10 protein-coding genes are annotated in these 14,182 nt (G+C 65.8%); 3 read left to right on the top strand and 7 right to left on the bottom strand.

Going from position 1 to position 14,182, the window contains the following annotated elements:
- Positions 1 to 145: 145 nt before the first annotated feature.
- The gene (locus AB0J78_RS20145; RefSeq protein WP_363791152.1) at positions 146 to 1,846 is read right to left on the bottom strand and encodes a hypothetical protein; all 1,701 of its coding nucleotides are present in this window, start codon (positions 1,844 to 1,846) and stop codon (positions 146 to 148) included.
- Between the two features lie 173 nt (positions 1,847 to 2,019).
- Here AB0J78_RS20145 and AB0J78_RS20140 point away from each other — a divergent pair, with 173 nt between their 5' ends.
- Positions 2,020 to 2,433: an MFS transporter gene (locus AB0J78_RS20140; protein ID WP_363791150.1), complete on the top strand. Its 414-nt coding sequence runs from the start codon at positions 2,020 to 2,022 to the stop codon at positions 2,431 to 2,433.
- Complete coding sequence (locus AB0J78_RS20135) at positions 2,430 to 4,865, top strand: glycoside hydrolase family 3 C-terminal domain-containing protein (protein WP_363791148.1); 2,436 nt, start codon at positions 2,430 to 2,432, stop codon at positions 4,863 to 4,865. The genes AB0J78_RS20140 and AB0J78_RS20135 overlap by 4 nt, the downstream gene beginning before the upstream one ends.
- A 172-nt stretch (positions 4,866 to 5,037) precedes the next feature.
- On the opposite strand, the gene AB0J78_RS20130 is transcribed toward AB0J78_RS20135, so the two are convergent.
- Both AB0J78_RS20130 and merA read right to left on the bottom strand, forming a co-directional pair.
- Positions 5,038 to 5,397 (bottom strand): DUF6069 family protein, encoded by a 360-nt coding sequence (locus AB0J78_RS20130; RefSeq protein ID WP_363791146.1) that lies wholly within the window; start codon positions 5,395 to 5,397, stop codon positions 5,038 to 5,040.
- 230 nt (positions 5,398 to 5,627) lie between these two features.
- Positions 5,628 to 7,046: a mercury(II) reductase gene (gene merA / locus AB0J78_RS20125; RefSeq protein WP_363791144.1), complete on the bottom strand. Its 1,419-nt coding sequence runs from the start codon at positions 7,044 to 7,046 to the stop codon at positions 5,628 to 5,630.
- A gap of 94 nt (positions 7,047 to 7,140) precedes the next feature.
- Between merA and AB0J78_RS20120 the strand changes: the two genes are divergently transcribed.
- The gene (locus AB0J78_RS20120) at positions 7,141 to 7,719 is read left to right on the top strand and encodes a TetR/AcrR family transcriptional regulator (protein ID WP_363791141.1); all 579 of its coding nucleotides are present in this window, start codon (positions 7,141 to 7,143) and stop codon (positions 7,717 to 7,719) included.
- A gap of 399 nt (positions 7,720 to 8,118) precedes the next feature.
- Here AB0J78_RS20120 and AB0J78_RS20115 read toward each other — a convergent pair whose 3' ends face one another.
- The 4 genes from AB0J78_RS20115 to AB0J78_RS20100 all read right to left on the bottom strand — a co-directional run bounded on the left by AB0J78_RS20115 (position 8,119) and on the right by AB0J78_RS20100 (position 14,040).
- Positions 8,119 to 9,582 carry a benzaldehyde dehydrogenase gene (locus AB0J78_RS20115; protein ID WP_363791139.1) on the bottom strand — a complete coding sequence of 488 codons (1,464 nt, stop codon included), beginning with the start codon at positions 9,580 to 9,582 and terminating at the stop codon, positions 8,119 to 8,121.
- 31 nt (positions 9,583 to 9,613) lie between these two features.
- Positions 9,614 to 11,134, bottom strand: coding sequence for a GMC family oxidoreductase N-terminal domain-containing protein (locus AB0J78_RS20110; protein ID WP_363791137.1), 1,521 nt, complete (start codon positions 11,132 to 11,134; stop codon positions 9,614 to 9,616).
- A gap of 170 nt (positions 11,135 to 11,304) precedes the next feature.
- Positions 11,305 to 12,957, bottom strand: coding sequence for a helix-turn-helix domain-containing protein (locus AB0J78_RS20105; RefSeq protein ID WP_363791134.1), 1,653 nt, complete (start codon positions 12,955 to 12,957; stop codon positions 11,305 to 11,307).
- Between the two features lie 696 nt (positions 12,958 to 13,653).
- Entirely contained in the window at positions 13,654 to 14,040 is a 387-nt protein-coding gene (locus AB0J78_RS20100; protein ID WP_363791131.1) for an IclR family transcriptional regulator C-terminal domain-containing protein, read from the bottom strand.
- Between the last annotated feature and the right edge of the window lie 142 nt (positions 14,041 to 14,182).

The following is a 14,182-nucleotide window of genomic DNA, read 5'->3' as shown; positions in this document are numbered from 1 at the left end:
CAGAGCGCGCTTTCTCTGAGAGTGATGCCGACCGGACCATTCATGCACGTGATATGAATGGTCCGCTCAGCAATCTAATTGGCCCCAGGAAGCGGGGCGAAAGAATCCGACCGAAAAGTGTGAACTGGATTCAATCGACTTCGGTTCATTCCCAACTTGTGCCGCAACACGCGGTTTCGTTGGCGCGCGAGGCGCTCAGGCGACAGAAGCACGACGCCGAGATTTCGATGTCAGCTGAGGCGATCGCGATGTCGCGTGCGAGTTCGATCTGCTGAGCATCCTCGTGACGGCCAAGTTGGGTCAGGCATTCGTGTAATCCGTGCAGGCTCCATACGTTGTTGGGGTGCGTACGCCTGCGAGCCAGCGAGCGATCGAGGTAGAGGTCCGCGCGGTAGACTGCAGCTGCTTCCTCCGTGTGCCCTTGCTCCATCAGGAGCGCGCCGTAAGCGTGGCGGACGGGTTGCAGCCAGGCTGGGGGATCGGTATAGGGGAGTGCATCCTCGAGTTCGATGGCATGGCGCAGGGCGGCGAAGGCTTCCTCGAAATTGCCCTTGCGGTACTCCAGTTCGCCATCGAGCATGCCGGATGCGACTTTGAGGACGTCGACTTCCTTAGCTGGCACCGCATTGAGCCGAGTGTCGGGCACAGTGAGGCAGGCCGCACGGAATTCCACACGGGCGCGCTCAGCTTCCCTGATCCGGCCAAGCGCGGCGTACGCGACGCCGCGGGCGTAATGCACCATCGCAGTGGTCGAGCAGAACAACTCCTGGTCTTCGGGTAGCTCGAGAGCGAGCACTTCGTGCCAGCGGCCGAAGCGGATCAGAACGTGTGCGAGAGTGGCGCGATAGCTCTCGACCAAGTCGGCCATCGGGGGGCTGTCGATCTCGAGGAGTTCGGGCGTGATGAGGCCTTCCAGGCGCCGCGCGGCCTGCAGCGCCTCGTGGGACTTGCCGGCCATCATGGCGCCGTAAGCACGAACGCAGAGGTTGTGCATGCGATATACCGAGTACCAGCCTGCGGAATTGCTTTGGGCAAAGTACTTGTCGTCGGCAGTCACCGCGTCACCGTTGGATTCCACGACTTGACGCCAGTCACCACAGGCAGCGTCGATGTGGGTGGCCATGTGCGCCAGATGCCCCCCATCAGGAGCAAGGTGTCGCAGGCGGTCGGCAGCCGGTAGCGCGAGTTCAGGATGGGGCGACATCTCCATGACGTGGATGTACAGGTGGTTCAAGGCGGGATGCCGATCACCACCGGGGTTGCTCATGGCGCGTTCGAGCACGCCCCTCGCCTCGACCGTTCCATAGCCCACGGGTTCGCCGCTGTCCAAGTCCCACAAGGCTCGAGGGCTGACGCACATCAGTGCGTCCGCGAACAACGCCGCCGCATCCAAGTCCTCGGGGTGAGCTTCATGCACCGGGCGCATCGCTTCTGCGTACGCGACATCGAGGCGGTGGAAATCCTCCATCGTCGCGGGAGTTGGGCCTGATGGGAACCGGGCGAAGAGTGCTTCGACCAAGCCGCGCTCGAGAGGTGTGGCCTGCGAGACAGCCTTGCTGGCGCTTTCGAGTGCGGCCTTCGCGGAGCTGATCGACGTTTCCAAGTCGGCGCGGTCGAAAAGTCGCCACGCCTTGTTGTAGTTGGTGCCCTTGACGAAGGCGATGCCCCAGTACGCCATTGCGCAGTGGGGGTCGTGCTGGGTTGCCGTCTCAAAGCAGCGAGCCGCCTCTTCGTGGTTGAAGCAGTACGCCCACAGCAGCCCGCGGTCGAACCACAACTGGGCCTGGGTTGACGAGCTCGTCACCGGACGACGGTATTCACCCAGTTCGTAGTAGGTGTCGGACACGTTGCACAACTCCGATCGCGAGATACGTGACACCTGACGGGCATGCCCCGTCGTGGAAGGCTGCAATGTCGCCTCCGGGAGGACGGCGGAGCCTGGTTCTTGCCAACCTAGATTAAATACGAGACGGTGCGTATTGTAAACTAAGTGAACGTTCGGCTCTGAAAGGCGGTCTCGTGGAGTTTCGCTCGAGGACTCCTGCTCTGCTCGCCCTTGCCTTGGCCTACTTCGCTGTGGTGGCTGCCGCGCCGATGGTGGTGGGGATCAGCGCGCCGATCGCTGGCGAGTTGGACGTAGGTGAACCCGCCGTTGGCATGCTCGTCACGCTCTTCACCCTGGTGTTCGGCCTGGGTTCACCGATCGTGGCGATGCTGGTGGGGGTGGTGAACCGCAGGTCGGTGCTGCTGATCGGCCTTGGGTTGATGGTTCTGGGCGGTGTGGGCAGTGCGGTGGCGCCAAACTTTGCGTTTTTAGCTGCCGCGCGTGTGGTCACTGGGCTGGGAGCTGCCGCGTTCATCCCGCGCGAGGAGGATCCGCGGTTCCCCGACGTCGAGCTGCCTGCGCCCGCACGATTGGAAGGATCACTGTGACCCAGTACAACAACCCGGACCCCTCGCTGCTGTCCGAGTGCCTGGCAAAACTGACCTTGGAGGACAAGGTCCGGTTGCTGACGGGCCGGGACTTCTGGACGACGTGGCCGATCGAGGAGATCGGGTTGCGGCGGATGGTGGTCTCGGACGGTCCGAGCGGGGTGCGCGGTGAGGTGTGGGACGAGCGCTCGCCGTCGTTGAACCTGCCGTCGGCCAGCTCCTTGTCGTCGTCCTGGGACACCGGCATCGCCGCCCGCTACGGCGCGGTGGCCGCGGTGGAGGCCCGTCGCAAGGGGGTGGACGTGGTGCTGGGGCCGACGATCAACCTGCACCGGTCCCCGCTGGGCGGCAGGCACTTCGAGGCGTTCAGCGAGGACCCGCTGCTGACCGCGCACCTGGCGGCGGCCTACGTGCGGGGCGTGCAGGACAACGGCGTGGGGGCCACGCCGAAGCACTACGTGGCCAACGACTTCGAGACCGACCGGTTCACCGTCGACGTGCGGGTGAGCGACCGCGCGTTGCGGGAGGTCTACCTGCGGGCGTTCGAGGACGCGGTGGTGCGGGAGGGGGCGTGGCTGGTGATGAGCGCCTACAACTCGATCAACGGAGCCACGGCGACCGAGAACGAGCTGCTGGAGACCCCGCTCAACAGCGAGTGGGGTTTCGACGGCGTGGTGATCAGCGACTGGACGGCCGTGCGCAGCGTGGAGAGCGCGAAGCACTCCCAGGACCTGGTGATGCCCGGCCCGGACGGGCCGTGGGGTGCTGCGCTGGTCGAGGCGGTGCGCAGCGGTGCCGTCGACGAGGCCGCCATCGACCGCAAGGTGCTCCGCCTGTTGCGCCTGGCCGCCCGCGTCGGAGCGCTGGAGGGGTTCGAGCCCACCGAGCCCGAACACCGGGAGGACGGTGTGGCTTTCGCCCGCGAGGCCGCCGTCGAGGGTTCGGTCCTGCTGGCCAACGACGGGCTCCTGCCGCTGGCGGACCCCGCTCGCATCGCGGTGATCGGCCACAACGCGCTGCACGCGCGCACCCAGGGCGGCGGCAGCGCCACCGTGCTGCCGGAGCGCATCGTGTCGCCGCTGGAGGGCGTTCGGGCGGCGTTCCCCGACGCGGAGGTGTCGTACTCGCTGGGCGCGATCGTGCAGGAGGGGCTAGCCGAGCTCGACCGCGACGCGATGCGCAACCCCGTCACCGGCGAGCCCGGGGCGCGGGTCGAGATGCTCGACGCCGACGGCGCGGTCCTGTTCACCGAGGACCGGCTGGCCAGCGGACTGGTCTACTTCGGCGGCGATGCGCCCATCGGCGAGATGACGACGCTGGTGTTCGAAACCGACTACACACCGACCGAATCCGGCCCGCAGCGCATCGGCTTTGCATCGGTGGGCACCGGGCGGGTGCTCATCGACGGCGAGCTGCTCACCGAGCAGACCGCGCAGGCCATCGGGACCGACCTCGGCGCAGCCTTCCTGTCACCACCGGCGGTGTCGGCACCGGTGCAGTTCCGCTCCGGGCGCAGCGTGCGGCTGCGCGTGGAGTTCAGCCCGCAGCGGATGGACGGCGGCCTGAGCAACGCCTTGAGCATCACCATCGGCACCGAACCGGCGGACATGGACGCCGACGACCTCATCGCCGAGGCCTCCCGCGCCGCCGCCGAGGCCGATGTCGCGGTGGTCGTGGTGGGCACGAACTCCCGCGTGGAATCGGAAGGCTACGACCGGGCCGACCTGAACCTGCCCGGGCGCCAGGACGACCTGGTGCGGGCGGTGCTGGCGGCCAACCCGCGCACGGTCGTGCTGGTCAACTCGGGTTCCCCGGTGCTGCTGCCGTGGCGGGAACAGGCCGCGGCGATCGTACTCAACTACTTCGCGGGCCAGGAGTACGGCGCGGCCGTCGGTGACCTCCTCACCGGTGCCCGCGAGCCCGGCGGCAGGCTGCCCACCACGTGGCCGGCCGCCATCGACGACGTCCCGGTGCTCGACGTGACCCCCGTAGACGGGGCGCTCGCCTACGACGAGGACCTCCACATCGGCTACCGCGCCTGGCTGCGCGCCGGGACGACACCTGCCTACCCGTTCGGTCACGGACTCGGGTACACGACCTGGGAGCTCACCGGAGTCACCACCACCGAGTTCACAGAGGGCGTCGCCGCGGTCGAACTGACCGCGCGCAACACCGGCGACCGAGCGGGCAAGCACGTCGTGCAGGTCTACGCCTCCCGACCCGACTCCACCGTCGACCGGCCCGTTCGCTGGCTCGTCGGCTTCGCCACCGTCCGCGCCCAAGCCGGCCAAGCCGTGCGGGTGCGCGTCCCGGTGCAGGACCGTGACCTCGCCCACTGGGACGACGGCTGGCAGCTCGAGCCGGGCGAGTACACCCTGCACATCGGGTCGAGCGTGCTCGACATCTCCACCACCACGACCGCGCGCCTGTGACGACACGCCCGCGCGAAGCGTCCGCCCGGCATCGGCCGGGCGGACGTTTCGCGGCACGTCAGACGAGCCCGCTCAACCGGCGCACTTGCTCGTCGGTCAGGCGGATGCCCCGGGCGCGGAGGTGGCGGACGCTCGTGGTGCCGGGGAGCGGGACGGCCAGGACGGCAAGAGCTCATCTGGCTGGCAGTGGCATGACGATTCGGTAAGCGACTACTCCGATTGAAGCCACGGCTACGTGCATGAGTAGCAGCGCAGCGACTCCGACAGCGCCGCCGTCTTCGAACAGAAGGAAATCGGGGACGAAACTCGCCCCGACCACGATTGGAACCAGCCACCGGAGTAGGTGCCCAGGTTTCTTCGACGCTCGGCGCACCAACGCCCAGCCGACCGCCCCCAAGATGACACCCACGGCGGTTAGGAAGATGTACGACCGCGGAGTCAGTGGCTGGAAGTCGTCGGGCACGTTCGCCGCGCGGGCGAGAAGCGCCAGAACGGCATTGGTTGTGCTGGCGGCGACGATCGCGGCGGCCACACCGCCGGCGATGATCAGAGGGCGACATCGAGTGTGGACGTCACGGTTGAGTGTGCACACGTGAACTCTCGGCTCCTGGATGAAGGATCGGTCTACTGAGGACGAAGTGGATAGCCCACGAGGGGAAGCTTTGCCTTATGACTGAAGTCTTCACTTCGGACGTCACACAGGACTGGAGTCTGAGAGGAAGCCTCTCCTCGGGCAGGGGCTTGGTGCCAGCCTTGCCGCACCTATTGGCCAGCGATGGGCGGGAGCTGGGCGGCGAGCTTCAGTGACTCGCCCATGGTGAATGCCGGAGCCCAGGTGGTGGCGAGTTGTTGTGTGGTGAGGCCGGCGGTGAGAGCGTAGGTGGCTGCGGTGATGATGTCGCCGGCTTCGTCGCCGACCATGTGGACGCCGAGCAGCCGTTGAGTGCTCGGTTCCGAGATCAGCTTGAGCACACCGTTGGCCTTGCGCTCCAGAATCGCCCTGGGAACGAATTGCATGGGGAGTTCGCGGTATTCGTACTCCTGCCCGGCGGCCTCGGCCTCCGCAGGAGTCATGCCGACGGCAGCGAGGGCGGGTGAGGTGAAGGTGACGCGGGGGAGGGCGGCGTAGTCGAGGGTGTCCTTCTCGTCGCCGAGTGCATTGGCTGCAGCGATGGTGCCTTGAGCGTGCGCCGCGTAGACGAACTGGGCATTACCAGTGACGTCGCCGGCGGCCCAGATTCGCGGGTTATCGGTGCGAAGCTGCTCGTCCACGACAACTTCGCCGCGACGTCCGGTGTCCACGCCGACGGCAGCGAGGTTGAGCCCGTCAGTGGCCGGTAGACGGCCGGTGGCGATGAGGATCTTTTCCGCGGTGATGGTCCGGGTTTCCCCGGCGAAGACGACCGTTGCGATGACACCGGTGCGGGTTTGCTGGACGCGAGTGAGTGTTGTTGCCGTGCGGAAGGCGATTCCTTCTTCGCCGAGTGCCTGTTCCAGGGCGGTTGACAAGGTTGGGTCCTCGTTCGGCGCAATCCTGGGGGCGATCTCGACGACAGTGGTCTTGGCTCCCAACCGGGCGAAGAGCTGCGCCTGCTCCAGGCCAACGGCGTTCCCACCAATCACGAGCAGCGACTCGGGCACGTGGTCGAGTGCCATCGCGGAGGCGTAGGTGAGATAGTCGGTGTTCCGGAGGCCTGGGATCTCGGGGATCACGGGTTGGGCGCCGGAGGCGATGACGATCTGGTCGGGGACGAGGCGCGTTTCGGTGCCGTCGAGAGCGGTGACGACGAGGACTGGCCGGCCGGGAGACCCCGTGAAGGCCGCGGAGCCTTCAAGGACGTCAATGTCGTCCGCGGCCAGCTTCTCGACGTGGTGCAGCTGCCGAACCTGGGCGAGCATGTCGTCCTTGTCGGCGACGAGCTGTGCCAGGTCGACCGGCCCCGCTGAGGTGCTGATACCGGGGAAGCGGGACCCCTCGGCTGTCGCTCGGACAGCGGCGGCAGCGAGCAGAGACTTCGAGGGTACGCAGCCAACGCTCGAGCACGTGCCGCCGATAAGACCGCGCTCCACCAGCACGACCGACTTGCCACGCCGCCGTGCTTCTGCTGCAGCCGCCTCGGCAGCGCTCCCGGCCCCTACGACCGCCAGGTCGTAGGGCTGGCCACTGTTCTCGTTCTCCAAGGGTTGCACTGAATGGTCCTCCGAGCCAACTGTACAGACAGGTCTGTCTAATCGCAGGGCGATGCTAGACAGAACTGTCTGTTAAAGTCAAGGCATGCGGAAGGTATCCGGCGGCATGACAGCGCGAGACCGCATCCTGAACACAGCGTCAGGGCTCTTCTACACGCAGGGAGTGCGGGCGGTCGGCGTCGACAAGGTGATCGATGAGGCGAAGGTCGCCAAGGCGACGTTGTATGCGCATTTTCGGTCGAAGAACGAGCTCATCGAGGCGTATCTGCGTCATCAGGCCAGTCAGGCGCGTGAAGACCTCCAGCGCATCGAACGTGACACGCCTCCCGGTACGGACCGGATCTCCGCGGTGTTCGATCACGCGGCGATGGCAGCCGATCGGCCCGGCTACCGGGGCTGTTGCTTCATCAATGCGGCGGCCGAGGGCCTTGACTCGGAGAGTCGGGCATCCGAAATCGTCGCTGAGCACCGAGAACTCGTGCTCGACTACTTCGTGCGTAATGTGGACGCTCCCACTCTGAAGGAGCGTACGGAAGTGGCCAGGGTCGTCATGGCGCTTTTCGACGGTGCCAAGGTGGCCTCCGTCAGCGAGGGCAGCGCAGCGTTCGAGACGGTCCGGCGAGCGACCTTGGCGCTGGCTGGCTCGCCGACCGCCGTCCGGTAAGCGGCTTACACCTGCGTGAGGGGTCCTCGTCCACCCACGTCAAAGCCGAGGGATCTTTCGGGCGATGACTGTTCGACCCCGGACGCACTAACAAACCGGGATTCCTGTTGGTTTCGTCGCGTTTCGCAGTTCCGGACACGCCGAGGTGCGCAGCTGGCGTTCTCAGCTCGCCACGTACGTGCGCCTGCAGTGCCGTAGCGGTGCTGTCCCACTGTCTCTGGTTTCCAGCGGTGCGATGAACGGGCTCCTCCTTGGTCGGAAAAGGGGGTACTGGAGAACCCGCTGCGTCAGTCTTGCCAGCTCGCTCCCGCCTCGTACCTCGCGTACTACCTGATATCCGATAAGCGTGTTGACTGCCGGAGCCGCGTAGGCCGGCTCCGGCAGTCAACGCTGTTCAACTCAGAATGGGAACGGATGCGGGGTTCCGCGGTAAGTCACCCACTGCCACTGGGTGAACTCGTCCCAGCTGCTCTGAGAGCCGAACCTGGCCCCGTTGCCCGAGGCGCCGGTACCGCCGAACGGTGCGTAGGCGTCGTTGTTGAGGGTCTGGTCGTTGACGTGCACGATGCCGGTCCGCAGGCGCTGGGCGAGCTCCTTGCCTCGCTCGAGCGAGGCGGTCTGTACTGCTGCGACGAGACCGTATTCGGTGGAGTTTGCGACCTCGACCGCTTCGTCCGCGTTGCGGACCACCACGACAGGGGCCACCGGACCGAAGATCTCTTCGTGGAACGCGGGCATGTCGGTGGTCACCCCGGCGAGCACGGTGGGCTCGTAGAACAGGCCTTCGTAATTGCCACCTGCGCGCAGCTGGGCGCCGGCGTCGACTGTCTCGTTGACGATGCGGTCGACCCGTCGCAGCTGGTTCTCGTTGATCAGCGGTCCAAGGCCGACCTGCTGGGTGTTCGGGTCCCCGACCGGTAGTGCGTGAGCCCGCTTCGCAAGGCGTTCGAGGTACTCGTCGGCGACGTTCTCGTGCACGATGTGTCGGCCCGCGGTCATGCAGACCTGGCCCTGGTGCAAGAAGGAACCCCACGCACCGGCGGAACTCGCCACTTCGATGTCCGCATCGTCGAGCACGATGAGCGCGTTGTTGCCGCCCAGCTCCAGGGATACCCGCTTGAGGGTGCGGCCTGCATTGGCGCCGATCTCGCGTCCAACCGCGGTAGAGCCGGTGAACGAGATCATCGCGACGTTCGGGTCCTCGACCAGAGCAGCGCCGGGCTCCGCATCACCCGGAAGCACGTGCAGCAACCCGGCCGGCAGCCCGGCTTCCTCGAATAGCCGCGCCACGAGCGCACCCCCGGACACCGCGGTCTGGACATCGGGCTTGAGCACCACTGCGTTGCCGAGCGCCAGCGCGGGTACGACCGCACGCATAGAGAGGACCAGCGGGAAGTTCCAAGGACTGATCACGCCGACCACACCGAGCGGGACACGTTTGGCGATGCTCTCCATGCCGCTTTCGCTGGCGGGAAGTAGGTGCCCGTGCGGCTGCGTGGGCAGGGCCGCGGCCTCCCAGAGCTCGCCGAGGACGAGGTCAACCTCGAAGGCAGCCTTTCCAGGAACGGAGCCTCCTTCTCGGATCAGCCAGGTCTCGAATTCAGAGCGGTTGTCCGCGAGGATTGCCGCAGCTTTGCGAATCAGCGCCGCGCGTTCAGGGCCGATGACCGCAGCCCATTCGGGCTGGGCCGCCCGGGCGCGCGCAGTGGCCTCGGAGACGTCGGTGGCATCAGCCAAGCCGATCTGCGCGAGGGTGACACCTGTGGCCGGCTCAACCGTCGCGGAAGTCCCGCCGTTGCCCTTCACCCATTCCCCGGTGAAGATCCGACCCTGCCAGTCGTCGCCATCAAGAAGTGTGGACATTTCTATGAATCTCCTTTGTCGAAGTTAACTTTCAGGACGAGCCAGCACGAATGAGGTCGCCTGCCTTTTCGCCGATCATGATCGTGGCGGCATTGGTGTTGACGCAGACGATGCGCGGCATAACCGAAGCGTCGGCGACTCGCAGACCCTGTACACCGCGCAGGCGCAGATCGAGGTCGACCACGGACTCGGGCCCTGTACCCATTGCGCATGTGCCGACCGGGTGGAAGTACGTTCCTGTCGCGCGGGAGACGAAGTCTCGCAGGCCGCGGGCGTCGCGTGTGTCAGTCCCCGGGTGGACCTCCTTGCCGCGCCATGCGGCGAAGGGGGGAGCGGCGGCGATCTCACGGGCCACTTCGACCGCGTCAACGAGGCGCTTCACGTCGTTGTCGGAGCCGAGGTAGTTCGGGTCGATCACTGGCTGTGCGGCGGGATCCGGCCCGGTGATCCGAACAGTCCCGCGAGCGTCCGGGATCGTCGCCAGTCCGAAGGTGAAACTGTTCGGTGGTGCTGGCAGGCTTGGCGGCCCGAAGGGTGTGTGAATGAACATCAGCTGCATGTCTGGGCCGCTGAGCGCCGGATGGCTTCGCCACAGCAGAGAGGTCTCTGCGTGATTGGTCTCCCCGGGCGGGATCGGTTGCGTGGCTTCGTAGATGACGCTGCAAAGAGGGTGGTCGTGGAGATTGCGGCCGACGCCGGGGAGGTCGTGAACGACTTTGACACCGACTTGTTCGAGCTCCGCCGCGGGGCCAACACCGGACAGCAACAGCAGACGGGGCGAGTCGACCGCGCCCGCGCTGAGAACGACCTCACGGTCAGCATGCACGGTTCGCGTCTTACCGTCTTGCCGGTACTCGACACCGGCACATCGGTCGCCGTCGAACAGCAGGCGGTGGGCGCGGGCGAAGGTGGAGACGGTGAGGTTGGGTCGCTGGTCGAGTACCGGGTGAAGGTAGGCCGCGGCGGTGCTTTGTCGCAGTCCTGCGGTGATGGACAGGTCGTGCCAGCCTGCGCCTTCACCATGGGCGCCATTGAAATCGTCGGTGTGTGGATACCCGGCGGCCACAGCGGCCTCGACGAACACCCGCGACAGCGGGTTCGGCGCGCTCGAGGGAGCAGGCCGCAGCGGGCCTTCGGTGCCGCGGAGACGGGAATCGCGGCCGAAAGTCGTCTCCATCCGACAGAAGTACGGGAGAAGCGAGTCGTAGTCCCATCCAGTGCAGCCCAGTTTGGCCCATTGGTCGAAATCGTCGCGGTGACCGCGCAGGTAAACCATCGCATTGATGCTGTGCGAACCGCCGAGTGCGTGTCCGCGGGGCCAGTCGTGCGCGGCACCGCGAGTACCGCTTTGGGGAACGGTCCGGTAGCCGTAATCGACGTCCGTGCCCCAAAGAGCGGGCCATGCGGGAGGCGCCGCGATGTCGGGCCTGGTGTCGGGGCCGCCCGATTCGAGCAGCAGCACCCTGCAGTCCGCGTCTTCGGACAGGCGGGTGGCCACCACGCAACCAGCCGAGCCCCCGCCAATGATCACGTAGTCGTAGCGGGTGCTCATGCTGAGACCCCGCTCGCGTAGGCGCGCCCGACGCGCGTTGTTGCTTGGTTCGCGGGGTAGGTGCCCATGCTGACTCCTCTGGCCTGTGCGGTGTGAACCACACTGAACGCTAGGTGCCAGGGCGGGTGACCGAGTGTAAAGATTTTGGACACTCGGCGACCGTGCAGAGCTCAGAGTTTGAGCGCGCGCATCCGGTTGTAGAGCGTCGTACGGCTGATACCGAGTTCCCGGGCAGCCTGGAGCTTGTTGCCGCCGCAACGCTCAAGCACGGCGCGAATAGTGTCGTGCTCGGCGCGCTCAAGAGGAGTGAGTCGGCTCAACCTGTGGCTTGTGCGGTACTCGGCGGGAAGATCATTGAGAGTGATGTCGCCTGTCTTGCGGGCACGAAGGATGGCGGTGACGAGCCCCCGGAGCTCGCGGAGGTTTCCTGGCCAGGAGTGCCCTGCGAGCGCGGTGTGCGTAGCAGGCGTGAAGCGGACTGTGTCGTCTGCTCCTGCTTCTCGGAGCATGTCATGCAGGAGGTGCGATAGTTCGTCAATCCGGTCGCGCAGCCGCGGAAGCTCAACCTGCTGCGGACACGACGCCGCCAACGCGGCGATGTGCCCACTTGTGTTGGACACGGGTGGGCCAGTGACGACCATGAGGGACCGGGAGTCGTTGACAAGGCGGGCAAGCCGTGTTGAACAGGCGTGAGAAAGGGCGTGCACGTTCTCGACCACGATGGAGGTGGAATCGTTGGCCGCGGCGGCTTCAAGACGACCGCACCAAAGCCCGGGGTCTCCAGTGAGTAGGTCGGCCGCGTCGAACACGGCAACTTGACCTGTTGTCTGTGCGATGGACCGGGCACGTGTGGTGCGACCTGTGCCCGGTTCGCCTCCGATGTAAAGAGGTTCCCCTCGTGCCAGCTCGGTTTGCCTCGGGCGGGACGTGCTCTGTTCGAGACGCGCTTCTTCTAGTGTGAGGTCGAAAAGGACACCGCAGCCCCCGTCGACGCGATGGCCTCTCACGGTGACACTTCGACCGGAGAACAAGAGCAGGTCCTGCGAGAGAGGGGCCGTCATGTTCGCCGAGTCCCGCCCGATCAGCTCGGTGGCGAGTTCTCGCAATCTGAGGTGGTCGTGTGGTTCGAGTAGCTCGGCCGCTGAATCGCTTACCAGCGTCATACCATCACCACATGCGACCACAGCGCGCCTCCGCTCGGAGCACGCGACCTGGAAGGCATTCAGCAGTCGCTGCTGGCTGTATCGAGCTGCAGCAAGTAGACGTTCACTGATCTCTTGGACCGCCCGCCCCAGAAACGGTTTTAGCAGGGGCGATTCGTCTCCGGCGGAGCACGTGATGTCTAGGATGCCTTGGAGTCGTCGAGTGGCCGGATGGAAGATCGGCTGGCCGTAGCAACTATACGGTTTGAACGCTTCGAGGTAATGCTCGTAGCCACGGACAGTGATGCCCTGCCTAAGCTCGTGCGCCGTGGCGATGGAGTTGGTTCCGGTCGTTTCCTCGCGGAAGACTCCGCCGCGGACCACTCCGAGCGCGGCCAAGCGCTCGCGAAGCTGGGTGGACCCGGCTGTGCACTCCATGATGCGAGACTGACGATCAGCGAGCACGACGCAGTACGAGGCGCCATCTAGCTGTTGGGCCAATTCGGCGAGAACCGGCTGCGCCGCCACCATCAACGCGCTCCGTCGGTCCACGGCGCCCTGCTCGACCGGCAGGTCGGCAGCCGCGGGTGATAGGCCGCTGAGTTGAGCGCGGTGCCAAGAAAGAGCGATCTCCGGGCGTAGGGCGCTCTGGTGGTCGACGTCGTTGTCGATGACACTCATGTATGTCCTCCGGGTGGTGCCCTTCGCGATTCGTCCGGTGGAGCGAGCGCGACAGCGAGCGTTTACGAATGCGGCGACTGGCTTGGCATGCCAGGTACGCCACTCCGATCCTGCTCGGCCGTATCGACGATATCTACAGGTCCCGACCATGCCAGGGGTGACAGTGCAACATGGCGCTGTGGACGCGAAGGATCAGATCGGGGCCCGCAGTCTTGGTGGTCGCTGGCGCCACGCGGCGGTCTCAAGCACCGCTCAGCGTGCGGCGCCCGGTCGTCGGGGGCCAGAGTTTGTCAGCCCTTTTCGAGTCCCAGGTCCTCGCGGGCGGTCGTTCTCGCGGCCTCACGCTCGTAATGAGGTCAACTCGTGAGGTCGGTGCGGTCACGAATCCTCCAACAGCCCAAATCAGCGCTGATCGGCCCGCGGTGATCCCCGCGCTGCCGTGACTTGGTCCCGAAGCGTGCCAGATCGTGTCGCCGGGCACACCGGAGAAAAACCTAGCCCTGATTCAGGTGCCATTGATTAACAGAATCTATCATTAGAGTGGCGTTCGTAATACGACAAACCTAGCGGCAAATTGATGAGCCGTGACTCTCCGCGACGTCATACGCTTCGAGCGCCGCGCCTTGGTCGAGGGTTGCAGGGCTTCAATTCTCCGACAACTTCCAGTCTGACGAGCCTCCGGCCGGCTAGGCTGCGTCAGTTGCTGGCGGAGTCGCGCCAGAAGAGGTCGGCGAGGTGGTCGACGGTGTCTTGCATCTGCTGCAGGGCGTCGGGGATGTGGGCGCGGCCGAAGCGGCTGCGGGGGCCGTTGAGGGTGAGGATGGCGACCATGGTTCCCGCGCTGTCGCGGACTGGGCGTGACAGTGACAGCAGTTCTGGTTCGAGCTCGTTGTCGATGATGGCGAAGCCTTGCTCGCGGACTTGCTCCAGCTCTTTGAACAGGGCGTCGCGGTCGGTGATGGTGTGCGGGGTGAACGCCTCGAGTTCTTCGGGCAGGGTTCGGCGGAGCTTCTCCACGGGCTGCTCGGCCAGCAGGACCTTGCCGGTGGAGCTGGCGTGCATTGGGTAGCGTTCGCCGACCATGTTGCGCGAGAGGACACCGACCACGTGCGAGCCGGCGGCCTCGGCGGCTAGTGTCCTGCGTCGGAAATGCGTTGTAGATATCGGGCGAGGGAATCGAGGATCTCTTCGGCGGTCTTCTTCCACACGAAGGGCTTGGGGCTAG

This window comes from Saccharopolyspora sp. NPDC049426 (assembly GCF_040676935.1).
Lineage (GTDB): Bacteria > Actinomycetota > Actinomycetes > Mycobacteriales > Pseudonocardiaceae > Saccharopolyspora.
This window is presented reverse-complemented; position numbering and strand designations above follow the sequence as displayed.